At 44.4% G+C, this 25767-nt stretch carries 20 protein-coding genes and 1 pseudogene; 10 read left to right on the top strand and 11 right to left on the bottom strand.

Translation table 11 applies throughout. The features are described from left to right. Positions 1-426 precede the first annotated feature (426 nt). The 5 genes from AB6D58_RS08540 to AB6D58_RS08520 form a co-directional block, all read right to left on the bottom strand. A complete protein-coding gene (locus AB6D58_RS08540; protein WP_372156989.1) occupies positions 427-1599 on the bottom strand; it encodes an ABC transporter permease in 1173 nt (390 codons plus the stop codon). Beyond that, positions 1596-2900 (bottom strand): ABC transporter permease, encoded by a 1305-nt coding sequence (locus AB6D58_RS08535; protein WP_372156987.1) that lies wholly within the window; start codon positions 2898-2900, stop codon positions 1596-1598. The genes AB6D58_RS08540 and AB6D58_RS08535 overlap by 4 nt, the downstream gene beginning before the upstream one ends. 7 nt (positions 2901-2907) lie before the next feature. Further along, positions 2908-3882 carry an HlyD family secretion protein gene (locus AB6D58_RS08530; protein WP_372156985.1) on the bottom strand — a complete coding sequence of 325 codons (975 nt, stop codon included), beginning with the start codon at positions 3880-3882 and terminating at the stop codon, positions 2908-2910. A gap of 3 nt (positions 3883-3885) precedes the next feature. Further along, on the bottom strand, positions 3886-5325 hold the full coding sequence (locus AB6D58_RS08525) for a TolC family protein (protein WP_372156983.1): 1440 nt from the start codon (positions 5323-5325) through the stop codon (positions 3886-3888). A gap of 215 nt (positions 5326-5540) precedes the next feature. Next, positions 5541-5768, bottom strand: coding sequence for a hypothetical protein (locus tag AB6D58_RS08520; RefSeq protein WP_009846577.1), 228 nt, complete (start codon positions 5766-5768; stop codon positions 5541-5543). Positions 5769-6396: 628 nt separating this feature from the next. Here AB6D58_RS08520 and AB6D58_RS08515 point away from each other — a divergent pair. From AB6D58_RS08515 to gnd, 5 genes are all read left to right on the top strand, one after another. After that, positions 6397-8049 (top strand): ATP-binding protein, encoded by a 1653-nt coding sequence (locus AB6D58_RS08515; RefSeq protein WP_372156981.1) that lies wholly within the window; start codon positions 6397-6399, stop codon positions 8047-8049. A 69-nt stretch (positions 8050-8118) separates the two neighbouring features. Next, positions 8119-8814, top strand: coding sequence for a response regulator (locus AB6D58_RS08510; protein WP_017069356.1), 696 nt, complete (start codon positions 8119-8121; stop codon positions 8812-8814). A 410-nt stretch (positions 8815-9224) separates the two neighbouring features. After that, the gene (gene zwf, locus AB6D58_RS08505) at positions 9225-10727 is read left to right on the top strand and encodes a glucose-6-phosphate dehydrogenase (protein WP_372157006.1); all 1503 of its coding nucleotides are present in this window, start codon (positions 9225-9227) and stop codon (positions 10725-10727) included. Continuing rightward, the gene (gene pgl / locus AB6D58_RS08500) at positions 10724-11458 is read left to right on the top strand and encodes a 6-phosphogluconolactonase (RefSeq protein ID WP_017066266.1); all 735 of its coding nucleotides are present in this window, start codon (positions 10724-10726) and stop codon (positions 11456-11458) included. The genes zwf and pgl overlap by 4 nt, the downstream gene beginning before the upstream one ends. Before the next feature lie 28 nt (positions 11459-11486). Beyond that, positions 11487-12935 carry a decarboxylating NADP(+)-dependent phosphogluconate dehydrogenase gene (gene gnd, locus AB6D58_RS08495; RefSeq protein ID WP_017059712.1) on the top strand — a complete coding sequence of 483 codons (1449 nt, stop codon included), beginning with the start codon at positions 11487-11489 and terminating at the stop codon, positions 12933-12935. A 138-nt stretch (positions 12936-13073) separates the two neighbouring features. On the opposite strand, the pseudogene AB6D58_RS08490 reads toward gnd, so the two are convergent. Beyond that, positions 13074-13280 (bottom strand): annotated as a pseudogene (locus AB6D58_RS08490) (metal-dependent phosphohydrolase); the annotation flags it as partial. 239 nt (positions 13281-13519) lie between these two features. On the opposite strand from AB6D58_RS08490, the gene AB6D58_RS08485 reads away from it, so the two are divergent. Next, positions 13520-13933, top strand: coding sequence for a VF530 family DNA-binding protein (locus AB6D58_RS08485; RefSeq protein ID WP_010438513.1), 414 nt, complete (start codon positions 13520-13522; stop codon positions 13931-13933). 117 nt (positions 13934-14050) lie between these two features. On the opposite strand, the gene AB6D58_RS08480 is transcribed toward AB6D58_RS08485, so the two are convergent. From AB6D58_RS08480 to AB6D58_RS08460, 5 genes are all read right to left on the bottom strand, one after another. Next, positions 14051-14242 carry a hypothetical protein gene (locus AB6D58_RS08480; protein WP_123283324.1) on the bottom strand — a complete coding sequence of 64 codons (192 nt, stop codon included), beginning with the start codon at positions 14240-14242 and terminating at the stop codon, positions 14051-14053. A gap of 226 nt (positions 14243-14468) precedes the next feature. Continuing rightward, the gene (locus tag AB6D58_RS08475) at positions 14469-15227 is read right to left on the bottom strand and encodes a sulfite exporter TauE/SafE family protein (RefSeq protein WP_372106582.1); all 759 of its coding nucleotides are present in this window, start codon (positions 15225-15227) and stop codon (positions 14469-14471) included. A gap of 192 nt (positions 15228-15419) precedes the next feature. Further along, positions 15420-16940 carry a tripartite tricarboxylate transporter permease gene (locus AB6D58_RS08470; protein ID WP_012603793.1) on the bottom strand — a complete coding sequence of 507 codons (1521 nt, stop codon included), beginning with the start codon at positions 16938-16940 and terminating at the stop codon, positions 15420-15422. 10 nt (positions 16941-16950) lie between these two features. Further along, positions 16951-17451: a tripartite tricarboxylate transporter TctB family protein gene (locus tag AB6D58_RS08465; protein WP_136982896.1), complete on the bottom strand. Its 501-nt coding sequence runs from the start codon at positions 17449-17451 to the stop codon at positions 16951-16953. Positions 17452-17695: 244 nt separating this feature from the next. Beyond that, a complete protein-coding gene (locus AB6D58_RS08460) occupies positions 17696-18667 on the bottom strand; it encodes a tripartite tricarboxylate transporter substrate binding protein (RefSeq protein WP_108162216.1) in 972 nt (323 codons plus the stop codon). 449 nt (positions 18668-19116) lie between these two features. Here AB6D58_RS08460 and AB6D58_RS08455 point away from each other — a divergent pair, with 449 nt between their 5' ends. From AB6D58_RS08455 to prpC, 4 genes are all read left to right on the top strand, one after another. Next, a complete protein-coding gene (locus AB6D58_RS08455; RefSeq protein ID WP_372156978.1) occupies positions 19117-22290 on the top strand; it encodes an HD domain-containing phosphohydrolase in 3174 nt (1057 codons plus the stop codon). 393 nt (positions 22291-22683) lie between these two features. Further along, a complete protein-coding gene (locus AB6D58_RS08450) occupies positions 22684-23403 on the top strand; it encodes a GntR family transcriptional regulator (RefSeq protein ID WP_372157004.1) in 720 nt (239 codons plus the stop codon). 96 nt (positions 23404-23499) lie between these two features. Continuing rightward, on the top strand, positions 23500-24396 hold the full coding sequence (gene prpB / locus AB6D58_RS08445; RefSeq protein WP_009846616.1) for a methylisocitrate lyase: 897 nt from the start codon (positions 23500-23502) through the stop codon (positions 24394-24396). Positions 24397-24543: 147 nt separating this feature from the next. After that, complete coding sequence (prpC, locus tag AB6D58_RS08440) at positions 24544-25758, top strand: 2-methylcitrate synthase (RefSeq protein WP_102567523.1); 1215 nt, start codon at positions 24544-24546, stop codon at positions 25756-25758. Positions 25759-25767: the final 9 nt, after the last annotated feature.

Below are 25767 nucleotides of genomic sequence, written 5' to 3'. Positions count from 1 at the left end.
AAATATAAGTACTGATCTTGCTTTGTATGGATATCCTTTTGGTATGTGCACCAATAAGACTATGGTAGTCGGGCTACCAAGCCCTACTGATAATCCTATACATAAAAATAATGCCAACAAAGAAATTTTTACAATAAATTTACAATTGTTCGGGTTTTGTCATCATTTGGGAATAAGTCGGTGCTTTTTAGGCTGAGAAAAGTATATGCAGTAGCTGTTATAGAGTCGGGTGAAGGAGAATTCCGAGTGATGGGCTGTAGGGACATAGAGGTAACGTAGGGGAGTTCGAGTATTCGATATGTTGTGGTGATGGTTTAAATATTCTAAGGCTGAAGGTGTATTCGGATCTGAGGATATTAAAAAAGCCCTTTATCAGAGCTTTTTTGATGAGCGGAAAGTATGACTACTTTCCACTAGCACATAAAACTAAATGGCTCGATGACTATTGTTGTTGCCAACCGCGCTTTTGCTGGATTTGTGGTAGAGCTTAAGTGCCAATAACGAACCCCATAACAAAACTTGTCCCCAGAGTAATGTCCATTGAGATGCCACTTCTTGCCAAGATGCACCCATCTGATTAAGCGCTAAGAAACCTTGGATAGCCGGTGTGCTTGGGAACAGCTGTGATAATAGAACTAACCACTCAGGCATCATTTCAACTGGCCAGATAAAACCTGAAGAGAAGATCAGTGGCATTGAACTGATTAACACTACAACCGTGACTAGCTCTCTTCGTGGTACTAACTCACCAATAAAAATCCCGATCAAACAGCTGGCCAGTAAGAAGGGCAGAAGTAAGGTTAAGATCTGTGTTGTTGAGGCGAGCTGGTTTATCCCATACATCGAAAAGCTAGCGCCGAAGTAGTACATCGACAACAAGTAATAAATGCCGACTAAGGTACAACAGCGGGCAAGCATCAGTTTCGCTGGAGAGGTTTTGCTCCAGTAGCCAAACGTTGATTGAGCATTTTGGGTCGCTCCAACTAAACCAGAAGCCATGGCTAAAGTTTGTTGCAGGATCAACACAAAGACGGCTGGAACCACGTAATCGATGTATCCCATGCGACTATTAAACGTTGGTTTCAGGTTCAAGCTGAATGCACTGTAACCTTTGGCTGCTGATTCTAAAGGCACGCCTTCGACTAACAAATGACTGACCTTAACTTGCGCAGCTAACGTGCCACCGGCCTTGGCAAGCCCTTCAACAATGGTTCCGTAGACCAAGAAGTAAGAAGCATCACCAGCGTAAGAAAGCGTCGGGCTCTTACCGAGCAGCAAGTCCTTATAGAAGTCTTCTGGAATGACAAGGAATCCGCCAATCTCTTGGTTAAGCACGGCTTGTTTTGCATCGGCGATGGTGGAGTCTCGACGGACCAATTCGATTTGAGAGGTGGCATCGACCATTCGTTCTAATTGGTAGCTGCTTTGACTCTTATCCAAGTTCACAACCGAGGCTTTCAGTTGTTGAGGAACTTGGTTCGCGTAAGGCAATGGATACAAGAATGAATAGAAGACCACACCACCAAATACCGTAAGAAGCACGACAGGATTGCGTAATACCGCTAAGAGTTCTTGTTTGAGCAGTTGAGTAAAGCTCATCGTTTTACTCCTTGTTGTGCTGATGCTTCTGGCTGTGTTGACGGCGTTGTTTTTGCAGATAAAGCTGCTTTTGCTGATAGACCTGCTTTTGTAGATGGATCTGCTTGTGCAGTTAGAGTTGATTGCGCCAAGTGTTTCTTAATTAACAACATCACCACCAAAGCAGGAACCGCGTACCACAACATGGAAGAGAGGCTGATCAAAGACTGTGCGGCGCTCACACCATAACTAGACTGCGCCGTTTGTACTTCGATGTAATGACTCACGGGCAATAAGCTTCTCCAAATTTGAGCAGCTGTGTTCATGTCTGTCACCGGAAAGGTAATACCCATGAACGCAAAACTTGGTGCCGTAAATGCGCCAGCGAAACTCATCGCCCTTGCCGGATCAAGTGTTAAGAAGAAAAACAAACAACCCATGATGATACAACTGATGACGGTTAGCAGTTGGGCAATGGTCAATGCCACAAAGCTGCCGTTAAATGGCCAGTCTAAGAGCACATAGAACCAAAAGCTAAACGCAATACCAAACATCAAAAACAAGACAAGGTAGGGCGTTAATGTTGATGCGAGTGACTTCATAGGGGCGTTGGATAACCAAGCGTGAAGGCCGCGAGCTCTCACGTTTGCCGTCAAAACCAATATCGTGCCCACCACAATCATGATTTGCCACAGTGCAGGAATAACCGCAGACACCAAGAACTGAGCATAACTGGTGTTCTTGTTGAACAGTGGTGTGATCTGGCTTTGCACTGTTACTGCTTGGCCTAATGCGGATTGCACCGTGGTATCACCGTGTGACAGTTGTTTAACCACTTCAAGTTGAGCGTTAAACGTACCTTGAGCTTGTAGCAGAGCCGAGTTCACTAATTTGCCGATCAAGATAAATTGGCTGTTGTAGAACACGGATACCTGCGGGTTTAAACCTAGGTAAATATCTCGGTCAAAGTGTTTAGGTATTACAACATAGCCGTAGATATCACGTTCGATCATCGCTTTTGCCGCTTCACTCGCTGAGCTGTATTTCTGAGTGACTTGCAGTGTTGGTGAAGCATCAACGAGGCGCGTGAACTGCTGTGAAATTTGGCTGTGTTCAAGATCAACAACAGCCACCGGTAAATCACGAGCGATACCTTGTGCAAATATAAGCCAAATGCTTGCAGCAAGAAGTAAAGGAATCCAAGTTAGGCAAGACAACAACCATTTATCTTTACGAACAATAGCCCATTGCCTTAGTAATGGGCTCGTCACTTTGTGATGCTCAGTTGATTGCGAGCCTGTAGATCGGAAGTTAGCAGACATAGGTCACCTAAAGCTCAACCACAAGGCTCATACCCATTCGTAGTGTCTCGCCGGTATCGACAGGCTGCGCTTCTACTTCAAAAGTACGTAAATCGAAGCCTTGTGCTGCGTCTGTTGAGCGCCAAGTTGCGAAATCACCCATTACGGCGATGTGAGTTACTTGGAAAGTTAATGATTTATCCAGAGCCGGTAGGTACGCCTCAAACTGGCTGCCTTTCTCGAAATGCTTAAGCATGTCTTCACGAACATTGAGCACAGCCCAAGCATCCTTGGTGTCGATAACAGTCACAACAGGGAAGCCTTGTGGTGCAAGTTCTCCACTGCTCAATAGAACCTGAGAGACTTCGCCATTAAACCAGCTGTGGATCTGTGTGTCTTTTGCGTAAGCTTCAACTTCCGCTACCGCACCCGCTGCCATTAACGCTTTTTGAGTGGCGGCCACTTTGGTTTCGTCACGCGCACCTTCTTGCGCTAATTGATACATTTGGAATGCAGCGCTTTCGGTGTACTTCGCCGCTTGCCACTGTGTTTTGGCTTCATCACGCTTCTGCTCGGCAACCACACCATCGTTGTAAAGGTTGTTTACACGTTGGTACGTTTTGTCCATCAGATCAGCTGCAGCCTTGGCTTTCAGCCATTGATCTTTGGCTGCTTGGATCTGTTGAGTACGCGCGCCATTCTCTGCTTCTTGTGCTAATGCACCAGCGGCTTTCTGACCGGCTTTTGCTTGCTCTAGCTTCGCGTCAATCTCAGGGCTAAGAAGAGAAAAGATCAATTCGCCTTTTTCAACTGAATCGCCTTTGCGCACGAATATTTCATCAATTCTGCCAGGTACTTTCGATGAGATACTGTATTGCTGCGCATCGATTTGGCCTTGAAGCTTAACAGGCTGAGGTTGATAAGCTTGGTAAAAACTGTATCCGACCCAGCCAATGACGCCGATACCAACTAAAGATAGAAGAAGGGGCTTAATAGGTTTCATGAATTATCCTTTTGACTGGCTATCGGTGTCTGTTCTTGAATCGAAATCAGACGAAACAGAAGACGTTAAGTAACTTGAGTAAGCATTCATTTCGCTGGTTAGCGCTAACAGCTTGTTGAGAGAGATTAGGTATTTGAAGCGAGCAGCAGATTGCTGGGTTTTAATGCTCGCAAGATAAAGCTCGGCATCAACCACTTCTAATGAGTTAGATAACCCTTGTGTGAAGGCTTTTTTACGAAGTAATAGGTTTTCCTGAGCTAAAGACAAGCTCGAGTTTAGGCCTTGAACCTCTTCAATCGCTTGGTTTGCTTCAAGGTAAGTCTTTTGTACCAACACGGTTAAGTCTTGCTTAGCTTGTGACTTAAGGAATTGAACCTGTGATACGGCACTGTGAGCCGCAGCGACTTTGTCGGAACGGCCAGAGGTATCAAGCAGTGGCACATTCACACCAATGCCAACCAACCAATCGGGTTTCATTTCACTGGCTAGAGAGTCATCTTCATACAGGCTGTAATCACCATAAAGGTAAACCTCTGGGTAGTATTTACCTTTCTCGGCTTTAATTAAGCTGCTTGCTTGTTTCTCTTTTGCATCAAGAATCTTAAGGCCGGGGTAGGTCATGAGTGTCTGGTCAATGAACACGTCCATATGAGGCAGGTTCTTATTGATAAACAGTTGTTCAGAGGGTTCTACACTTTCATTTTGACCAAGGATTTGGGTCAACGCCAATTGCGCAATTTTAAGATCGTTCTGAGCTTTCGTGCGCTCTACAATCGCTTTATCTAAAGAAGCATCGGCTTGTAGGCGCTCTACTCGGGCGATTTGTCCTTGCTGTTCAAGCTTGATGGCGAAATCACGATGCTGAGTTAAGCCTGCTTCAACGGCTTGACGCGTTCTCACCACGTCTTCCGCTAAGATCACCGAGAAGTAATACTTACTTAAGTCTTCGTAGCGAGCTTGTTTCTCCATCAACAGTTGGCTTTGCGCTTCTTCGCTTTTACCTTCAGCGGCATTTTGCGCAGCGGTTATTCGACCACCAGTGAAGATAGGCCACACAGCACGAATGGAAGAGCTAAAGATGTCTTGTTCGGTAATCGTTGAGGTAACGCCACCAACTAGAGGGCGCAAAATCGCGGATATAGCAGGGTTTACTCCACTCAAGCTATCTGAAAACTGTTCACCATTAATCGTCACATCACTATCAAGGTGCGTGTAGTTAGCCCCTAAGGTAATAGAAGGAAGATTGAGGCTACTTGTTGAGTTCTGAAGGTGTTGATAACGTTCAACGTTGGCTTGTTGAGCCGCAAGAGAGTTGTTGTTTTCTTGCAATATTTGCCACGCTTCAGAAAAAGTGAGCGGAGCTGCATAGCCTGGCGAAGCCATAGTGCCGAGAAGCATACTGGCGATCGCAAGGTATCGGAATTTTGGTTTGGTCATCTGCATTAAATACCAATTAGAGTATTAACTCTAATGTTAACAGGGCGATAGTCATTTGTCTTGAATAGATTGTCTCATATGAATAGAAATTTTCATAACTCGTTAATCAAGTGTAAATAAGATTGAGTGACGTGAATATCAAAGATAAATGAAACTTAAAAAGCACGCATAAGCGTGCTCTTTAAGTTCAGTATAGAAGTGTTTTTACAAAATGAAGTGGCTTATTTAAAGCTAGGACAATGGTGATCGGCGCGCCATACCAATTGTCTTGAACCTTGCATTGTTTGTAATAAATCTCTCCCTGACATTTGCGGGAATGCTAACAATACCTTGAGATCGAGTGGGGAGGTGCCATCTTTCTCATAGGCTCTTACGTGAGTAAAAGTCGATTGTAAGTGTTTGAACAGCATAGTCTTAGTAAGACAAATTCCAAAGTTATCGCGTTTCATTGCCTTGTTTTCCTTTTCAACAATGTTTATACGTTATGTTTGTTATCCTGTTTCTATTGGACGTTGCCACTGGTTGCCACTGATCGATACTTCCTGCTCATCAATGTTTTATTATTGGGTGATGCTTTTATCAGTCACCTCTTCGTTGTCTGGCTAGCCGAGTTTGAAATAGCGATGGATGAATAGGGGAGAATACTTAATCCGTTTGTTCATCATTCGTAACGGCGAGCGTGCAACTTTTAGTTATAGATACGTCCAGCGAGCGAAGGGTTGTTGCTATTTTGTTAATCGAAGTTTCGATTCAAAGCGCGGTCTGAAAATCATGACCTATGGCTTAGCAACAATAAACTTCTTCATATGCAACCATTATAATTGTATTTATTTTAAACAACCTAAAAAACACCTAAAATCTTAGTGATCTAGCTCAATATTTATTCGTTTATTTTGGTTTTTAAGCTAATCAGTCCTAAAAATGAACGATTAATCGAGATGAACAACGTAAAGGATTATCAATTAACAATCTGCTCAATTATTTAGTTGAGTAGCAGTCACAAATTCACGTCCCTAGAAAGGTCATGCGATTAACTTGGTGTTAACATTGATCGTCTAACACTAGGGACGGTGGAATATGAAATGGAGCAGTATCAGTTTCCGTAAAAGGTTACTGATTATCATGACGGTCACTGGCCTCGTTGAACTTTTGATTCTTGCAGCGGCTGGTTTTTACTACATCAAACAATCTCAAGAACAAGAGATGGGTTTGAAAGCGTTAGGTGTTGCTGAATTTCTATCTGAATCGCCGCTTGTCACCAGCATTATTCAAGAAAATGGAACGTTGGACCCTAATGGCGTTCCCTACGTTTTGTCTGAAGAAACCCAAGTTAAATTTCGTAACCTTACTCAGCTCATTGGCGCGGCGTTTATCGTTGTTGGAGATGATAAAGGTATCCGCCTGATTCACCCTTATGATGACAGGCTCGGTAAACCCATGCGTGGTGGCGATAACCAAAAAGCATTGGTATTGGGCGAGTCTTATGTGTCGACAGCCAAAGGATCGCTGGGTTTTTCAGTTCGTGGTAAATCCGCGGTAAAAGACACCCAAGGTACCGTTATTGGTGTGGTGTCAGTTGGTTACTTATTGGATTCGTTGCAAGATCGAATCGAACCTTACTTAGCCTTTTTGATTGTGATGGCGTTGCTGGTGGTTGCGGTCAACGCTTTGATTTCGAGTTATGTATCTCGCCGTTTTCAACGCGCTATTTTGGGCTTTGAGCCTGAAGAGATAGGTCGGTTGTATGTTGAGCTAGATGTAACCATGAGTACCGTGAAAGAGGGCATTCTGAGCATCGATAAGCACGGCATTTTACGTTCAATTAATAAGAGTGCCTGCGATGTTTTATCGATAGACAGGGATAAAGCACTCAATCAACAGCGCCTTTCTGATGTATTGCCAGGCAGTGATTTAGAACAACTGCTATCAACCGGCGACACCGACCACGATGTTGAGTTGTATTTAAACAATAAGCGAATCATTGCTAACCGAAGCCCGATTATAGTGGCAGGTGAGGTGGTCGGGGCGGTATCGAGTTTCCGATTACGAGATGAAATCAACGATTTAACAGACCAGCTCTCACAAACCAAAGAATATGCTGATCTACTGCGTTCACAAACCCACGAGCATCAAAACAAGCTTAACACTATTAGTGGCTTGATTCAGATGGGCGAGTTGGATTCTGTTCAACAATTGATTGGTCAAGAAACCGCTCATTACCAGAGCTTAATTGAGTTCTTAAGAGAGACGGTGAAAGACCCTCTTATTGCAGGCATGCTTTTAGGCAAAACAGAGCGAGCTCGAGAGATTGGGTTAGAGCTTAAAGTGGAAGAGGGATCAAGGCTTGAAGCTCTGCCTAGCTGGTTAAACGCGGATGACGTTGTCACAATTCTTGGCAACCTGATTGATAACGCCTTTGATGCCACCATGACGGCGATTAAGCAAGAGGGTCAAATCGCACCAGCGCGTCGGGTTATTGAAGTTTCAATCAGTGATTTTGGTAATGAAATTATCGTAGAAGTAGAAGACAAAGGGTGCGGTTTGCCGAAAGAGTTGGCAACCAAAGCACTTACCGAAAAAGGCGTATCGAGCAAAGCGAAGCAAAATCGTGGTGTGGGTTTGTATCTGATAAAGCAGCTGGCAGACCGATATCAAGGGCAGCTTGAAATGGTCGACAACCAAGATTTTGGCACGCGAATGACGGTTTATTTGCCAAAAGAAGAACAATAATAATTAAGCACGAAGCGATCTTGTGAAGATCATCGTGACGGAAAAAACATGGTTAAAGGAAGAACATAAATGAACGCAATCACGAGAGTCATGGTCATTGAAGATGATATTGCGATTGCAGAGCTACACCATCGTTATTTAGAACAGATGGGTGGCTTTGACGTGGTCGGCATTGCCACTACACAGTCTGAAGCGCTGATGCAACTGGACATCTTAAAACCGAATTTGGTGTTATTGGATGTGTATCTTCCGGACGGGTGTGGGCTCGATATTCTTAATCACGTAAGAGGGAGCAATCAAGGCTGCGACGTTATCTTGATTACTGCTGCTCGGGATGTCGATACGCTGCAGCAAGCAATGCGTGGTGGGGTGGTCGATTATCTATTGAAACCAGTAATGTTCCCTCGTTTGGAAGCGGCACTGAAAAAGTATCAATCTCAACAGCAAGAGTTTGAAAGTGTGTCGGATTTGAATCAAGGTTTGGTTGATAAGATGCTGCAAGCCAATGCCAAAGCGGACTCTGGAAAAGTATCCACCTTACCCAAAGGCATTGATGGCGTAACGTTGGATAAGATCAGAGCCATTTTTCAGCAAGCTGATGCCGTTAATATTACCGCCGATGAAGCCGGAGAACGAATTGGTGCTAGCCGAACCACCGCCAGACGCTATTTAGAATTTTTGATTACCACTGGTGAGTTAGTCGCAGACTTAAATTACGGTACCGTAGGTCGCCCGGAGCGCTGCTACAACAAAGCGCAAAGATAAACACGACACCATCAAAATAAATATAAAGCCAGTTGAATAAGCTGGTTTTACCTTTTTCTCCCTTTCCTATTGCTCACTCCACCGACCAGATACCGTTCTTTCTTGACTACACTGTTTGAGAATGCCGATTTGCTTCTCCCTCGGGTCAAATGAACGGAACTATCGATTAGAATTTGTTCGAAATGAGTCAATATTTAATCGATTGCTTTCACAGTGGTTGATGTAAATCAAATAGTCATAGACAATACTGTCCCGAATAGAGGTGATAGCTTTCACCCTCGTTTACCAAACGCATTCTCAAATTTAATAGGCGCTTACTATTGATGTAATAGTTAAGACCTATTATCTATTTTCGTATGTCGCTGATACCTTTGGCGAATACTAAAAACCTTGTTTTTATAGGAAAGATGATGGTAATACCTGAAAACAGCAGCATCGTTATTTTTGGTGCGTCGGGAGATCTAACTTACCGCAAGTTAATTCCTGCTCTATACCACCTGTATGCTAGCAATCAACTACCAGAATCCTTTGCGATTCTTGGAGTGAGCCGTACTGAGTACAGCGATGAGTCTTACCGTGAGAAGCTGAAGAAGTCTCTTCAGGAAATGGAAAAAACTGAACCAGAGACGCTGAATGCATTTATTGAACATCTGCATTACCAAGCGATCAATACTTCAGATGTAGACGACTATGCTCGTTTAGCACAACGTCTAGACAAGCTTGAGCAAGACTACCAATTCGAAAACAATAACACATTGTTCTACTTGGCAACCCCGCCAAGCCTATACGGTGTGATTCCAGCAAACCTTGCTGCGCATGGCCTGAACGATGAAAAGAACGGCTGGCGTCGCCTGATCATCGAGAAACCATTTGGTTACGACTTAGCATCAGCTCAAGCATTGGATGAAGAGATCCATCATCACTTCCAAGAACACCAGATCTACCGTATCGACCATTACCTTGGTAAAGAGACGGTACAAAACCTTCTAGTGCTTCGTTTCTCAAACGCGATGTTTGAACCACTGTGGAACCGTAACTTTATTGAATACGTTGAAATCACAGGTGCTGAGTTCCTTGGCGTTGAAGAGCGTGGCGGATACTACGACGGTTCTGGCGCAGTTCGCGACATGTTCCAAAACCACCTGCTGCAAGTGCTAGCGATGGTAGGTATGGAGCCGCCTGCACAAATTAACGCTGATTCTATTCGTGATGAAGTGGTTAAAGTGCTTCAGTGTCTGAAACCATTAGAAGAAGATGATCTGCGTAAAGACTTAGTATTAGGTCAGTACACAGCATCAGATGTTCGTGGTCAGCACCTACTAGGTTACCGTGAAGAGCATGGTGTAGCGGATGATTCTCGTACCGAGACTTACATCGGCTTGAAAGCTCACATCAATAACTGGCGTTGGAATGGTGTTCCTTTCTACGTACGTACAGGTAAACGCTTACCAACACGTGTGACTGAAATCGTGATTCACTTTAAGAACACGCCACACCCAGTATTTGGTCAAGATGCACCAGAGAACAAGCTGATTATCCGCATCCAACCGGATGAAGGTATTCAGATGAGCTTTGGTTTGAAAGAGCCAGGCGCAGGCTTCAAAGCAAAAGAAGTGAAAATGAACTTCTCTTACTCTGACTTGCCTGAAACTCAGATGCTGACGGCTTATGAGCGTCTTCTTCTTGATGCACTGAACGGTGATGCGACTCTGTTTGCACGTACCGATGCGGTAGAAGCATGTTGGAAGTACGTTCAACCAATCTTAGACTTCAAGCAAGATCCTCAAGCACTGTTTGGCTATGCTTGTGGTACTTGGGGCCCACAGGAAGCAGATGAACTTCTGCAACGTGATGGCCGCGCATGGCGTTTCCCATGCAAAAACTTAACAGACACGGATTACTGCGAACTATGATCAATCACAAGATCTTTGCAACGCCTGAACTGGTTGTTGAAAACCTAGCAAATGAAATGAAAGCATACAGCGAGCAGGGCAAACCTGTTCACATTTCACTGTCTGGTGGCAGCACGCCAAAAATGCTTTTCAAACTTTTAGCACAGGCGCCATACGCGGAAGGTATTCAATGGAATAACCTTCACTTCTGGTGGGGCGACGAACGTTGCGTTGTACCAGACGACGCTGAAAGCAATTTCGGTGAAGCAAACGCGCTCTTATTTTCAAAACTAAAAGAGTTTACTCAAGTAAACCTTCCTGCTGAAAACATCCACCGCATCCGTGGTGAAGATGAACCAAAAGCAGAAGCAGAGCGTTTCGCAAAAGAGATGGCAGACGTAATCCCAACAGAAAACGGCACGCCTGTATTCGATTGGATTCTGCTTGGTGTTGGCGCAGACGGCCACACAGCTTCACTATTCCCAGGTGCAACCAACTACCAAGATGAGAACCTATCTGTATTAGCTTCTCACCCTGAGTCTGGTCAAATCCGTGTTTCTAAAACAGCGAAAGTTTTAGAAGCAGCAAAACGAATCAGCTACCTAGTACTGGGTGCAGGTAAAGTTGAGATCGTTAAAGAAATTCATACAACTCCTGCTTCAGAACTGCCTTACCCGGCAGCGAAAATCCAGTCTAAAACTGGCGAAACAGAGTGGTTCTTAGATTCAAATGCAGCAAGTGCTATCGCATAAGTGCGAATAGCCGCAAGGAGATAAAATAATGAAAGGTGATATCGGTGTAATTGGCCTAGCAGTAATGGGTCAGAACCTTATCCTAAACATGAACGACCACGGCTTCAAAGTTGTGGCTCATAACCGTACTGCTGCTAAAGTAGACGAGTTCCTAGAAGGCCCAGCTAAAGGTACTAACATTGTTGGTGCTTACTCTCTAGAAGAGCTAGTTGAGAAGCTAGAAGCGCCACGTAAAGTGATGCTTATGGTTCGTGCTGGTGACGTTGTAGACACGTTCATCGAAAACCTAATCCCACTTCTAGACGAAGGCGACATCATCATTGATGGTGGTAACACTAACTACCCAGACACTAACCGTCGTGTAGCGCATTGTCGTGAGAAAGGCATCCACTTCATCGGTACTGGTGTATCTGGTGGTGAAGAAGGTGCTCGTTTCGGTCCTTCAATCATGCCAGGTGGTGCGGCTGAAGCTTGGGAAGCGGTTAAGCCAATCTTCCAAGGTATCTCGGCAAAAACTGACGCTGGTGAGCCTTGCTGTGACTGGGTTGGTAACGACGGTGCTGGTCACTTCGTTAAGATGGTACACAACGGCATCGAATACGGTGACATGCAGCTTATCACTGAAGCATACCAGTTCATGAAAGATGGCCTAGGTATGTCTGCTGACGAGATGCAAGCAGTATTCGCTGACTGGAACAAGACTGAGCTAGACAGCTACCTAGTTGAAATCACTGCTGACATCCTTGGCTACAAAGATGAAGACGGTGAAGCGCTAGTTGAGAAGATCCTAGACACTGCAGGCCAAAAAGGTACGGGTAAGTGGACTGGTATCAACGCACTAGACCTAGGTATCCCACTAACACTGATCTCTGAGTCTGTATTCTCTCGTTGCCTGTCTGCTCTTAAAGACCAACGTGTTGAAGCTGAAGCTTTGTTTGAGAAGACAATCACTCCAGTTGAAGGCGACAAGCAAGAGTGGGTTGATGCACTACGTCAAGCTCTACTGGCTTCTAAGATCATCTCTTACGCTCAAGGTTTCATGCTAATGCGTGAAGCGTCGAACGAAAACGGCTGGGACCTAAACTACGGTAACGTAGCGCTAATGTGGCGTGGTGGTTGTATCATCCGTTCTGCATTCCTAGGCAACATACGTGATGCGTACGAAGCAAACCCAGACATCGCGTTCCTAGGTTCTGACGAGTACTTCAAAAACATCCTACAAGGCAGCCTAGTGGCATGGCGTAAAGTAGCAGCGAAATCTCTAGAGTCTGGTATCCCAATGCCATGTACGATTTCTGCGCTATCTTTCCTAGACGGTTACACAACTGCACGTCTACCAGCGAACCTGCTTCAAGCTCAACGTGACTACTTCGGTGCTCACACTTACGAGCGTACTGACCGTCCACGTGGTGAATTCTTCCACACAAACTGGACTGGTACAGGCGGCGATACTGCTTCTACAACTTACGACGTATAACCGTTAGTTAGAATCAGTTAAGAACCTTGTTGTTCTTATTAGCTGTAAACTAGAAAACAAAAGGATGCCAACTGGCATCCTTTTTTGTTGGTTTGCGTATTTTTAGATGGTCACTTCAAACACACAACTAATTATCGCTTAGGCGGTCATGATATGTGGTTGTACATCGTCGTTGTATTGATCTCGAATGGCCATAAAGCTGTCTAGGTTTTGTTTAGGCGCTTCAACCCACTCTGGGTCAAACATTGAACCAGTGTTTGCTTCTATATAGGCCATCACCTCATTCAGTGACCAAGCGTGTTTATAGGCTCTTTTACTCATTAACGCATCGAATACGTCTGCCAGTTAATAGCGTATGCGCTATTGCTTAACTAAAGTGCTGTTAATGATGATCTGGACGTTAAATAACCATTTTAAAATTAAATGAAAAGATAAATAGGATAACGCACATGCTTTATGCCATCATAAAGACATAAACAAGGGCAATGGAAATAATGCCCAAATGATTGAGCTAGAAATGGTCAGTGATGACGGTGTTCTAGAGTAAATTCAAGGCCTTTAGTTGCCTTGAAAAAGGTAATGTTATGACTGAAGAAGAAAGAATCGAACTGCAACAAAATAACCCGCTACACGGCTTAAAGCTTGAAACCATGATCACTGAATTAGTGGATCACTATGGTTGGGAAATTTTAGATGCGGCCATGCGTATGAACTGCTTTAACACTAAGCCTACAGTGGCAAGTGCAGTTAAATACCTGAAGAAAACCGAATGGGCTCGTGAAAAGGTTGAAAACTTCTACCTTTACCGTTTCAAGCGCATGCCTAAAGCATCGGACATCGAATACCAGATGCCTCCGCGTTCACGTACATTCCGCCATGGGCTAGAGCCTCGTGAGCCAATGGAACTAACGGTTGAGTCTATCCACGCTTCTCAAGCTAAAGCTGCGTCTGCATTTAAAGAGCGCCGCGGCGGTAACGGTCGTAACTTCCGTCGTTAATAAGAAGGCGTCGTTAGATAAGGCGTCGGCGATTAGCACGGCTAATTAGATAAGCGCAAACCACAAAAGGAGCCTATGAGCTCCTTTTTTAATTCGTTCGATTTAAACCGTAAATGGCTAAGCTTCGCGGTTCTTTCTTTGATTCTTCCAAAGATCGGTTACATAAACGATCGCACTGATAAGTAAGAATAGCGCTGACACAGAAAACAGAGCGGGCATTTTTAGGATCCACGCGAATGTGGCAGCAAGAAAAGCGACAAAGCAAATGAGTCGACTTGATGACATGACATGACCGAGTTTAGTGTTCATAACGCCTCCTAATGAAGTCTCACTTTCGACAGGAGAATTATCCTACCTTTGGCAAAATAAAGGCTAAAAAACAGTCTAAATTGTTATCAAATTTGCTAATTGAAGGACTCGTCTCACACATTTTGGCTTGGCTATTTTATAAGTAATAAAATAGCCAAATCGGTATGAGCAGGGTGGAGTCTTTTGGCTTTATCTTTTCAGTTGCAAGTCTTATTAAACCGAACGTCTAATTAGCATAGAAAAAGTAAGCGGTGATCAAAAAGCTCGCGATGATCACTGTGGTTCGAACATAGTGTTGAGGGATGCGGCGAGAGATTTTTGCTGAATAATAACCACCAACCAATGTACCCAATAATACAGCCATGCCAGACGGCCAATCAATCGAACCATTGACGATAAAAAATACGATCGCTGCGAGGGAAGCACACGCGGACACGAGCAGTTTGATGCCATTCATCACGTTGATGTTGGTGTAACCAGCCAGCGCCAAATAGCTCAATGTCACAATGCCCAAACCTGCATTAAAATACCCACCGTAGATACAGACAATCAAAAGTAATAAAGCGGAAAAGAATGCGCCTGCGCTAGTGGCGTGCTTATGTTTTGCTGTAGCTTGTTTAAGCCATTTATTGAGCGTGCCGCCAAACGTGAAAAGCAGAGCAGCATACAGCAACAGCCAAGGGACAGATTGAGTGAACAGAGCTTCTGGTGTGTGCAGCAGTAAAAATGCCCCGATACCACCGCCAATCACACATAAAGCTATAGTCAGTTTTAGCTGCTTAGTACCAGATTGAATTTCGTGGCGCAGAGCGTAGGCTCCGCTAATGTATCCAGCACACGAAGCAAAGGTATTGGTCGCGTTGGCTGCTATTGGTGGAACGCCAGCAAATAACAAAGCAGGGAAAGTGATGAAGCTGCCGCCACCCGCAATGGAGTTAAGCACACCGCCAACCACCCCTGATAAGAATAGAATCAACCAATCCATAGTTTTAGAATCCAATACGTTAACTAACTGGTTACCTTACTTGAATTTGTTATGAATATCAGCGCCATGTGTGTTGTAAAGATAGGTTTGTGAGTTTGCTACCATCTTTAACCGCTGGTTTTAATTGAGGCTTTAAATGAAAAAAGGAGCCAATGGCTCCTTTCGTTGAGGTTTAGTTGATTCGATAAAGCTTTACACTTCTACTGGCTTCGCTCTAAAACTCTTAAATAGCTTCACTAGAATCGGGCTAGACAGCACCAATACCGCCAGAATAGTGAAGGTCATCGTAATAGGGCGTTCCCATAAGAAGTTCAACTCACCATCGCTGATCATCAATGCTCGTCTTAAGTTCTCTTCCATCAAGCCGCCCAATATGAAGCCTAACAGTAATGGTGCCAATGGGAAGTTGGCTAGCCTTAATGCTATCGCAGCCATCGCTACCAGTAGCATCACAAATACGTCCATCGTGTTGAATGACACCAAGTACACGCCAGTGATTGAGAAGAAGATAATCATTGGCAGTAGAACCGTTCTAGGTACCGCTAGCAGTTTAGAAATATAAGGGATTAAAGGCAGGTTCAAGATAACCAGTACGATGTTGCCAAAGTACATAGAGATGATGACTGACCAAAATACATCTGGGTGTTCAACGAACAAGCGAGGACCAGGCTGAATACCGTAGGCAATCAATGCACCAAGCATAATCGCAGTTGTACCAGAGCCCGGAATACCCAGCGTTAGTAGCGGAACGAATGAACCACTTGAAGCGGCGTTGTTTGCTGATTCAGGAGCAACAAGACCACGGATACTGCCTTTACCGAACTCTTTCTGCTTGTCTTTTGGCGCGAGGCTACGCTCCATACCGTAGCTTAGGAATGCCGCAATAGTGGCACCTGCGCCCGGTAGAACACCGGTAAAGAAACCGAGAATAGAAGATCGAATTGAAACTGGTGCCACTTCTTTGAACTCTTCTTTGGTGACCTTCATGCTACCAATATCCGACATCTTTTGGCTTTCTTCCGCGCTGGTGTCTTGCTCTGGTTTTAGAATACCCATCAAGGTTTCACCCAGTGCGAATGTTGCCATCGCTAATAATAGGAAGCTAAAGCCATCCATCAGATCCGTAAGGCCAAAAGTGAATCGTTCAACGCCAACACCTTTGTCGATACCTACAGTTGATAGCATCAAACCAAGAATAGTCATCATCCACGCTTTGATTACCTGACCTGGGCCTGCAAACGCCGCTACAGCGGACAAACCTAATAGCATCAACGCAAAGTAGTCTGAAGACTGGAAGCTCAGTGACACGCTTGCTAGAGCCGGTGCGGCAATCAAAAGCATGATTGCTGAAAGCGTACCGCCTGTGAAAGAAGAGTAAGCCGCGAGAGCAAGTGCTTTACCTGCTTGGCCTTTTTGAGCCATCGGGTAGCCGTCAAACGCGGTTACTACCGTTGAAGAACAACCCGGAGCATTGATTAAGATGGATGACGTCGAGCCACCAAATACAGCGCCGTAGTACACACCAGCCATCAAGATTAGGCCAGAAGAAGGATCTAGGCCGTATGTAATCGGGATCATCAACGCGATTGCTGAAATTGGACCGAGTCCCGGTAGCATTCCAATAAAGGTACCAACAAAACAGCCAACAATTACCATCATGATGTTCATTGGCATCACGGCGGTAGAAAGTCCTTGTAAAATTCCGTCTAACATAATGTTATCCCTACCAAAGAGTGAAGATTAAACCAGGCTCTAGGTAGATATCTAAGCCTTGAGTTAATAAAAGAAAGAACGCGATAACGAAAGGAAACGACGCGCCAAATAAGACAGCTTTGCGGCGCTCACCCAGTAGGTAAAAGCCTGCAAGTAAGAAGAAGCTGGTTGCTAAAACAAAGCCAAGATAAGTCAGCCCAACACCGTACAGTGCCATTAACACCAAGAAGCCAATCAGCAGTTTCCAGTTTAGCGGTGTTGTGTCACATGTGACTTTCTTATCCGGTTGTCCTGTTATTAGCAGGATCAACGAAAGGCCAATGCCGATAAACGTCAACAGGGTAGGTAAGGTTCTTGCTGTGAAGGGTTCGTACTCGTCACCGGGGAACAGAGGAATCAGCGTGGTTTGATAGCCGTAGCACAAGCTCGCCAGCATAAAGATCATGGCTCCGATGCGATCCTTCGAAAGCAAAGATTCTTTACTCAGAAATTTGGTTGGTAAGTCCGACATATCCAACTCCATTTGGGGTGGTATAAAAAGTAAAAAAGCCGCACATGAGCGAGTCAATGAAATGTCTGGGATCACTAACCAAAGGTAAGCGAATTACGGTACTGGTTTATCAGCCACTTGCGTTTACAACGAATCGGCAAGCGTTAGTAATACGTCTACGAATAAACAAAGGAGTTTGAAGTTAACTCATGCACGGCGAAACAGGAAAGAGTAAGAGGGCACATAAGCCCTCTATGGTTGTTGGTTATTTCAAGAAACCAAGCTCACGCATTAGGTCGCCCATCTGTTTTTCTTGATCTTCTAGGAAGGCGTAAAAATCTTTGTCAGCTTTGTAGTTGTCGATCCAACCGTTACGGTCACGAACCACTTGCCACTCATCGGTTTTGTACATTTTGCCTAGCGCTACATTCCACTCGTCGATTTTTGCTTGGCTTGTACCCGGTGCCGCAAAGAAACCACGCCAGTTAGCAAATACTGTCTCGTTGCCGTATTCAGTCAGTGTTGGGATGTTAGGCGCAGCGTCAAGACGCTTTGGAGCCGTCACAGCAAGCACTTTTACTTGGCCAGATTTAGACATCTCTAGTACTTCACCAAGGCCCGTTGAAAGCAGCTGTGTTTCGCCAGAAAGCAGTGCCGCCATCGCTTTACCGCCAGCATCGTAGGCAATGTAACGCACTTTCTTCGCATCAAAACCTTCGCCTTTGAACGCTGCCGCAACCACAAGGTGATCCATGCTGCCACGAGCGGAACCGCCAGCAATCTTAACTTTACGTGGGTTAGTTTCGAACTCTTTAACGACGTCTTCCCAAGTGTTGTACTTAGAATCCGCAGACGCGACGATTGCACCGTAATCGGCAATGGTTGCTGCTACCGGAGTTAGGTCACGGAAAGATTGAGGGAAGATACCTGTTAGTGAACGAACAACGATAGGCGTTGAGTTCACCATTAGCGTGTCTTCTTGGCGTTGTGCTGTTTCGATTAGGTGAGCAATCGCTTTACCGCCACCGCCACCAGACAGGTTTTGGAAAGAGACATTTTCTACGATGTCTGATTTCACCAATACATCACCCGTACCACGAGCTGTCATATCCCAACCGCCACCAGCGCCGCCAGGGATTAGGAAGTGGATTTTTTCTACGTCAGCAGCAAAAGTGTTGAAAGAAAAGGTTGCTGCGATAATAGAAGCCGTAAGAGTAGGTTTCAGTGCCTTGAACATGGTTCACGTTCCTTATGTAGGGGATCTCTTCAATGGAGAGAAACTTATGTTTTATATCCAGCTACTAAATACACGAATAAGGTGTTGGTTAGTAGATGACGTTAAAGTTAACGGTGTGTTAATGAAATGTCTGTAATGCGGCGATATTGAGAATAAAGAACATTGGATTAATATTGTTCATAAAGTTCACGGGGAGGTGGCTGTAGGATTCCTCTAGCAATAATAACTAGGTTTTTCTTGAGTTTATGTGAACAATTTTTTGACTGCTGGTCGCTTTATACTGCTGTGTATCATTAAAGAGGGTACTTATTGCGACACAAAGAGTGATATGGAGAGGCGCTCTTTAATATATAGAATAATATGTTGCTAGGTGTGCAGTGCTACTGTAATAATATGATTATAGCTGGCACGTTACATTTCTGAGCTAGTGGTTATTCAAGGATCGAATAATGACAGACAAAAAAATTTCGTTACGATTTACTGTTGGAGGAATGTTTTTACTCGCGACATTTCTTACCGCTGTTGTTGCGGTTTCACTGCAATATTACTTCAGTAAAAAAATGGCGACTGAGAATACCCTATCAAAGTTGACGATGGTGTCCCAAGAGCTGAGTAACTATATCGGCGCGGTTGATTCTGACGCAGCCAATACCGCGCGTTTACTTTCTTCAGTGAAACGTTCTATAAGTAACAAAATATCGAAAGAAGAGTCGCGTACTATTCTTTCAGAAGCAATTAAAGATAACCCTCTCTTTTATAGTATTTACATTGGCTCGTCTAATGAAAACTTCTTCCAAATTATTAATCTAGAATCTGCCCCTGTCGTTAGAGAAAAAATCGGTGCACAACAAACGGACCGTTGGGTTGTGGTTGAGATTCATAATATAGGGGAGGAGCGCGTCCGTACGACGAAATATTTTGACCAAGAGTTTACGCTAAGAAACTCAACTACGGAGCAGAGCAACTACCTTCCAACGACCAGGCCTTGGTATGTTTCTGCTAATGTTCAGTCGGTCGAAAAAACTCAGCCATATCTTTTCCAGCATTTACAAATTACCGGGCAAACTTATTCTTTAGCGTTTGATTCAAAAATAGAATCTGAAGTTCAACATGTGATTGGTATTGATATTGTGTTGTCTTCTTTGGCTAGCAAACTATCAAGTACGGCGCTTGGCTTAGCAGAAGACAGTAAGGTTGAGTCTTTCTTATATTCGAAATCGGGTAATATTATTGCGTCTAACCTCAAGGTTAACAATCAGAAATCGGAGTTTGATGTACCAACATTGATGCTATCGTCTGAGCAGCAAGCCTTGGTTAACGATACCCCTCCGCTGTTAGTGTCTAATCAAAATGATTGGGGGCCGATGGACTTTTCAGTGGCGGGAAAACCAAACGGCTATGCGATAGACCTTCTTAAAATGATTGGTGAGATGACAGGGATCAGGTTTGAATTTGTTAATGGTTTCTCTTGGGGCGAGCTTGTCAGTAAGTTTCAAGAAGGAAGTATTGATGGCCTGCAATCGGTTCAAAATTATAAAAATAATGGCATAGATGGCCTATACACGGCTCCAATTTATGAATTGCCATTTTCTATCGTGACAAGGGTCGGCGCGAAGGTTGTCACTAATTATGCCGAGCTTGAGGGTAAAAAAGTTGCCATTTTATCTGGGTGGTCAATTATTCCTAAGTTGAGAGAGGATTTTCCGAACATTGATTTAGTTGAATTTGAAAACCTAGAGTCTGCATTTAATTCAATTGAAAGCGAAGAGAACTTTGCTTTCTTAGAAGCAGAACCCGTACTCTCGTTTGCATTAGATAGGTTTTTCCAGCCAGGCCTTGTTGTCAATGGGACTCTAGAAGATCTAAAACAGAACTACTCAAACCAATTCTATTTGGTGCTGCAGAGCAAGCATAAACAATTGCTTCCAATCATTGATCAAGCTATCAGCAAGTTAAGTGGTGAACAACTTGATGCCTTAGCGAAAAAGTGGCTGCATGATACCGGCTTTAATACGAATACGACGGTTCCTTATACTGAACTTTATGATTTGACTAAGGAAGCAACGGTTGAAGGCAGTATGGTAAGGGTAGAGTTAAATGGCGAGATCAAGCATCTTTATTTAAAGAAAATAGACACGGGCGAACACTACTCTGAGTATTTTGCGGTATTGATTCCCGAATCTGAAGTCTTCAGTACAGTCAATAAACGTCTAGCAACCTCTGTTGGTGTAACGGTGTTACTGATGAGTTTGACGCTGCCTATTGCTTGGGCTTTTGGTGCGCCGATAGTGCATCCAATTCGCCAATTAGAGGAAGAGACTCATAAGGTTAAGCTGCGTGATTATGACAACGTGACAATTCTTGATACTCGAATCAAAGAAGTGTGGGAATTATCTGTTGCCGTAAAAGATATGGCTATGGAGATTAAACGACATGAACAGATGCAAGAGGCGTTTGTTGAGTCGTTTATCAAGCTCATCGCTCAAGCGATCGATGATAAGTCCGCTTATACGGCAGGGCATTGTAATCGTGTACCAGAACTCGGCTTGATGCTGGCTGACGCGGCGGAACAATCGCAGTCTGAGCACTTCAAAGACTTTGAGTTTAAAAATGATGACGAACGCCGTGAGTTTAGAATTGCGGCTTGGTTGCATGACTGCGGAAAAATAACAACGCCGGAACACATCGTCGATAAAGGTACGAAGCTTGAGGCCAACTACAACCGAATTCACGAGGTGAGAACTCGATTTGAGGTATTGTGGCGTGATGCTGAAATAATAGCATTAACGAAACAGCTTGAAGGCAAGCTAGCGAACAAACAAATCCAAACAGAGTTGGCTGAAGCGCAACAGAAGCTACAAGATGATTTTGAGTTTATCGCGACGTCTAATGTTGGTGGTGAATTCATGAGTGATGACAAAGTTGCTCGTATTCGCTTGATAGCTGAAACGACTTGGACGCGTAACTTTGATGATCAACTTGGTCTATCACCGATAGAGGCAATGAATCGAGAGCCGAGTTCAAGTTTACCAGCCACAGAACCACTTTTGAGTGATAAGCCAGAGCACATAGTGAAAAGAGATAGGCCGTTAGAATTTGACCCGAAACATCAAATTAAAATGGATGTGCCTGAGCACTTATATAACCTAGGCGAAGTCTACAATCTGAGTATTGCACGCGGTACATTGACTGCTGAAGATAGATTTAAGATAAACGAGCACATGCTTGGCACGATTAAGATGCTTGAGAATCTGCCATTCCCGAAAGAGCTAAGCCGTGTTCCTCGCTATGCTTCGACGCATCATGAAACACTCAAAGGTACGGGATATCCAAGGAAGCTGACTGGTGATGACCTTTCAATCCCAGAACGTATTCTGGTGATCTCCGATATTTTTGAGGCGTTAACTGCTGCGGATAGGCCTTATAAGAAGGCGAAGCCAATCAGTGTTGCTGTCGACATCATGTACAAAATGGCGTTGGACGAGCATCTCGATATCGAACTGTTTAGATTGTTCTTAACCAGCGGTACTCACCTGCGTTATGCAGAAGAGTATCTCAAACCGGAACAGATTGATTTCGTTGATATCAACAAATACCTAGAAGTTACTCGTCAGATAGCTTGATTAAAGGTTGGCTTGTTAGAACGGGTTCGATGAATGAAAGGCGCACATGAGTGCGCCTTTTTTATATCTGTTTATCGGTGAGCTGGTGGATAGATACGAAGGGGGCTGCTTTTGACAAGTTTCGGCTATAAGTTGTCGACATATCGGTTTCAAATGATTTTAGGGTAGATAGGGGGTTAGTGACTCTTACTCTGATTAAATCGATAAATAACAGATGGTTGAGTTGTTTGTAGTGTCCTTTTGGATTAGTTTTAATCGTCTATGAAAAATACTACCTTAGTCTAAATTGTCGACAATTGGCTTGATTGTCGACAATTCAATCGTGTATTTTATGTTCATGTTATGAAATTGTTGACAATTAAGGTTCAGCAATCAGAAGTGAGCAGCGTGAATATGAATACTGCGATAAAAGATCTCAGCTTAAATGCAAACACGAAGACACGTGTGAACGATAAAGAGAACACTAAATCAGAAAACCTCACTGAGTACCTCGTTGAGGCGATTGTTAACGGTGAATTAGCACCGGGCAGTAAGATCTCGGAGCCTGAACTGGCTAAACGCTATGAGGTAAGCCGAGGCCCATTACGTGAAGCGATAATGCGTGTTGAAGGGCTTGGCTTGATTGAACGCATTCCTCATGTAGGGGCTCGAGTTATTACTTTTTCGGCAGACAAACTACTCGAGTTGTACGCGGTGCGAGAGGCATTGGAAGGCATGGCGGCTCGCTTAGCAGCAAGACATATCACACAAGAAGAGCTTGTCGGGCTTGAAGGATTATTGTCGACACACTCAAAATACATCGATGAAGTCGAAGGTTCTTCTTACTTTCATCAACATGGGGATTTCGATTTCCATTACCGCATTATTAAAGCGAGTCGTAACAGCAAACTGATTTCGCTGCTGTGTGATGAGCTTTATCACCTATTACGCATGTACCGCTATCAATCGCCTGGGGCTCAGTCTCGGCCCAAAGAGGCGCTCGATGAACACAAATACATCCTACAAGCGATTCGCAACCGTGATGAAGAGCTAGCAGAAATGCTAATGCGAAGACACATCTCGGGAAGCCGATTACTTATAGAGCAACAAATTCAATCCAAAGATCTTGATTAATTGGCGACTGGTATTTGCTAGCGGTTCTTCGCTGGCGAGAGCTAAACATCAGTAGTCATAAAGATTAGAAATTAACAATTAACAGGGAGCGTCATTATGAAGTTATCAGCAGGAGCTAAGTTCCGACAAGCTGTGCAAGACAACGACCCATTACAGATCGTCGGCACGGTGAATCCGTATTGCGCGATGATGGCAAAGAACTTAGGGCATCAGGCGATCTATTTGTCGGGTGGAGGTATCGCCAATGCGTCTTATGGTTTGCCTGATTTAGGTATTACGACATTGAACGATGTGTTGGTGGATGTTGAACGTATTACCAACGCGTGTGATCTGCCATTGCTGGTGGATATCGATACGGGATTTGGTGGCGCATTCAATATTGCACGTACGATTCGCGCTATGGAGAAGGCAGGCGCAGCAGCAATCCATATGGAAGACCAAGTCGCGCAAAAACGCTGTGGTCATCGACCAAATAAAGCGATTGTGAGCCAACAAGAGATGGTCGATAGAGTAAAAGCGGCAACCGATGCTAGAACCGATGAGAGCTTTGTGATTATGGCGCGTACGGATGCATTGGCGGTTGAAGGCATTGATAGTGCGATTGAAAGGGCGATTGCTTGTGTTGAAGCGGGCGCTGACATGATTTTCCCTGAAGCTATGAATCAACTCGATCAATACGTGAAGTTCTCGGCAGCGCTGAAATCAGCAACGGGTAAACACGTGCCTATTCTTGCGAACATCACTGAGTTTGGCCAAACACCGCTCTATAACTGTAACGAGTTGGCCCAATCAAGTGTCGATATGGTGCTTTATCCACTGAGTGCATTCCGTGCGATGAACAAAGCGGCGGAGAATGTTTACAAGCACTTGTTAGTTGAAGGCAATCAAGAAGCTCTGTTGGATTCAATGCAAACCCGTAAAGAGCTTTACGAACACCTTAATTACCACGACTACGAGAACAAGCTTGATCAGTTGTTTTCAAGTGAAGGGTAAAACCAGTTTCAATTAATCAAAAATCAACTTAATCCAATAACGTGAAATGGTTAGTCGCCATATCCAGTACCGATGATAAAGATCACCGGACACATAAACAGGCAGCACCAAAGAGTGCAGGCGGCTAACACAGAAAAGGAGTTCACCATGTCTGTATCTTTGAGTGATAAAGCAGCTGTCGATAAGGCTTCAACAGAAAACCAACAACAAAGCGCAAAAACAGCAAGTACACCAGTAAGCGCACCTGCAATCGGTGGTGCTGGTCTACGTGGCCAAAGTGCGGGAACTACGGCGCTATGTACCGTAGGCCAGTCAGGAACCGGCTTAACCTACCGTGGTTATGATATTACTGACCTTGCTAATCATGCTCAGTTCGAAGAAGTGGCGCATCTGCTACTAAGAGGTCATTTACCCACTGAAAAAGAGCTTGATGATTACAAAACATTGTTGGTTGGCCTACGCGGCTTGCCTCAATCTTTGAAAGTAGCATTAGAGCTTATCCCTGCTGACGCTCATCCGATGGATGTGATGAGAACGGGTTGTTCAATGCTAGGTAATCTAGAGCAAGAGACTGATTTTTCTGAGCAACTGCCTGCGACTGAACGAATGCTCGCGCTTTTCCCTGCCATTATTTGTTATTGGTACCGCTTTAGCCATGATGGCGTGCGAATTGATACTGAAGATCAAAGTGAAGCCTGTCTGGGTGGCTACTTCTTGAAAATGCTAACGGATAAAACACCTAGTGAACTTCATAAGAAGGTGATGCACTGCTCGCTAACCCTTTACGCAGAACATGAGTTTAATGCTTCAACCTTTGCCGCTCGTGTGTGTGCATCCACACTGTCAGATATCCACTCTTGTGTCACCGCAGCGATTGGCACACTGCGAGGCCCATTGCACGGTGGAGCAAATGAAGCGGCGATGGAAATGATCCAAGATTGGCAAACCGCTGATGAAGCAGAAACTAACATCATGCAGATGCTTGCTAACAAAGACAAAATCATGGGCTTCGGTCATGCCATTTATCGTGAGAGCGATCCACGAAATGCTCTAATCAAGTGTTGGTCAAAAGAGCTAGCTCAAGAGGTGGGTGATAAACAGCTTTACGCCGTTTCAGAACGTGTTGAAGCGGTAATGAAGCGCGAGAAGGGACTGTTTTGTAATGCGGACTTTTTCCACGCATCGGCCTACCACTTCATGGATATTCCAACCAAATTATTTACTCCGATCTTCGTGATGAGCCGCCTTACGGGTTGGACGGCGCACGTGTTCGAACAGAGAGAAAATAATCGCATCATTCGTCCAAGTGCAGACTATACCGGCCCAGAGCATCAAGACTGGCTACCTATTCATCTACGTTAGTCCTCTATA

Origin of the sequence: Vibrio sp. 10N.239.312.D08 (assembly GCF_041466145.1) — a bacterium.
In the GTDB taxonomy this organism is placed as follows: domain Bacteria; phylum Pseudomonadota; class Gammaproteobacteria; order Enterobacterales; family Vibrionaceae; genus Vibrio; species Vibrio crassostreae_C.
The sequence above is the reverse complement of the archived record's forward strand: the minus strand, read 5'-3'. Positions and strand labels throughout refer to the sequence as shown.

Excerpts from the sequence above, each read along its gene's own strand:
- AB6D58_RS08540 (WP_372156989.1), bottom strand. The coding sequence starts at position 1,599 with ATGAGCTTTACTCAACTGCTCAAACAAGAACTCTTAGCGGTATTACGC.
- AB6D58_RS08535 (WP_372156987.1), bottom strand. The coding sequence starts at position 2,900 with ATGTCTGCTAACTTCCGATCTACAGGCTCGCAATCAACTGAGCATCAC.
- AB6D58_RS08530 (WP_372156985.1), bottom strand. The coding sequence starts at position 3,882 with ATGAAACCTATTAAGCCCCTTCTTCTATCTTTAGTTGGTATCGGCGTC.
- AB6D58_RS08525 (WP_372156983.1), bottom strand. The coding sequence starts at position 5,325 with ATGCAGATGACCAAACCAAAATTCCGATACCTTGCGATCGCCAGTATG.
- AB6D58_RS08520 (WP_009846577.1), bottom strand. The coding sequence starts at position 5,768 with ATGAAACGCGATAACTTTGGAATTTGTCTTACTAAGACTATGCTGTTC.
- AB6D58_RS08515 (WP_372156981.1), top strand. The coding sequence starts at position 6,397 with ATGAAATGGAGCAGTATCAGTTTCCGTAAAAGGTTACTGATTATCATG.
- AB6D58_RS08510 (WP_017069356.1), top strand. The coding sequence starts at position 8,119 with ATGAACGCAATCACGAGAGTCATGGTCATTGAAGATGATATTGCGATT.
- zwf (WP_372157006.1), top strand. The coding sequence starts at position 9,225 with ATGGTAATACCTGAAAACAGCAGCATCGTTATTTTTGGTGCGTCGGGA.
- pgl (WP_017066266.1), top strand. The coding sequence starts at position 10,724 with ATGATCAATCACAAGATCTTTGCAACGCCTGAACTGGTTGTTGAAAAC.
- gnd (WP_017059712.1), top strand. The coding sequence starts at position 11,487 with ATGAAAGGTGATATCGGTGTAATTGGCCTAGCAGTAATGGGTCAGAAC.
- AB6D58_RS08485 (WP_010438513.1), top strand. The coding sequence starts at position 13,520 with ATGACTGAAGAAGAAAGAATCGAACTGCAACAAAATAACCCGCTACAC.
- AB6D58_RS08480 (WP_123283324.1), bottom strand. The coding sequence starts at position 14,242 with ATGAACACTAAACTCGGTCATGTCATGTCATCAAGTCGACTCATTTGC.
- AB6D58_RS08475 (WP_372106582.1), bottom strand. The coding sequence starts at position 15,227 with ATGGATTGGTTGATTCTATTCTTATCAGGGGTGGTTGGCGGTGTGCTT.
- AB6D58_RS08470 (WP_012603793.1), bottom strand. The coding sequence starts at position 16,940 with ATGTTAGACGGAATTTTACAAGGACTTTCTACCGCCGTGATGCCAATG.
- AB6D58_RS08465 (WP_136982896.1), bottom strand. The coding sequence starts at position 17,451 with ATGTCGGACTTACCAACCAAATTTCTGAGTAAAGAATCTTTGCTTTCG.
- AB6D58_RS08460 (WP_108162216.1), bottom strand. The coding sequence starts at position 18,667 with ATGTTCAAGGCACTGAAACCTACTCTTACGGCTTCTATTATCGCAGCA.
- AB6D58_RS08455 (WP_372156978.1), top strand. The coding sequence starts at position 19,117 with ATGACAGACAAAAAAATTTCGTTACGATTTACTGTTGGAGGAATGTTT.
- AB6D58_RS08450 (WP_372157004.1), top strand. The coding sequence starts at position 22,684 with ATGAATACTGCGATAAAAGATCTCAGCTTAAATGCAAACACGAAGACA.
- prpB (WP_009846616.1), top strand. The coding sequence starts at position 23,500 with ATGAAGTTATCAGCAGGAGCTAAGTTCCGACAAGCTGTGCAAGACAAC.
- prpC (WP_102567523.1), top strand. The coding sequence starts at position 24,544 with ATGTCTGTATCTTTGAGTGATAAAGCAGCTGTCGATAAGGCTTCAACA.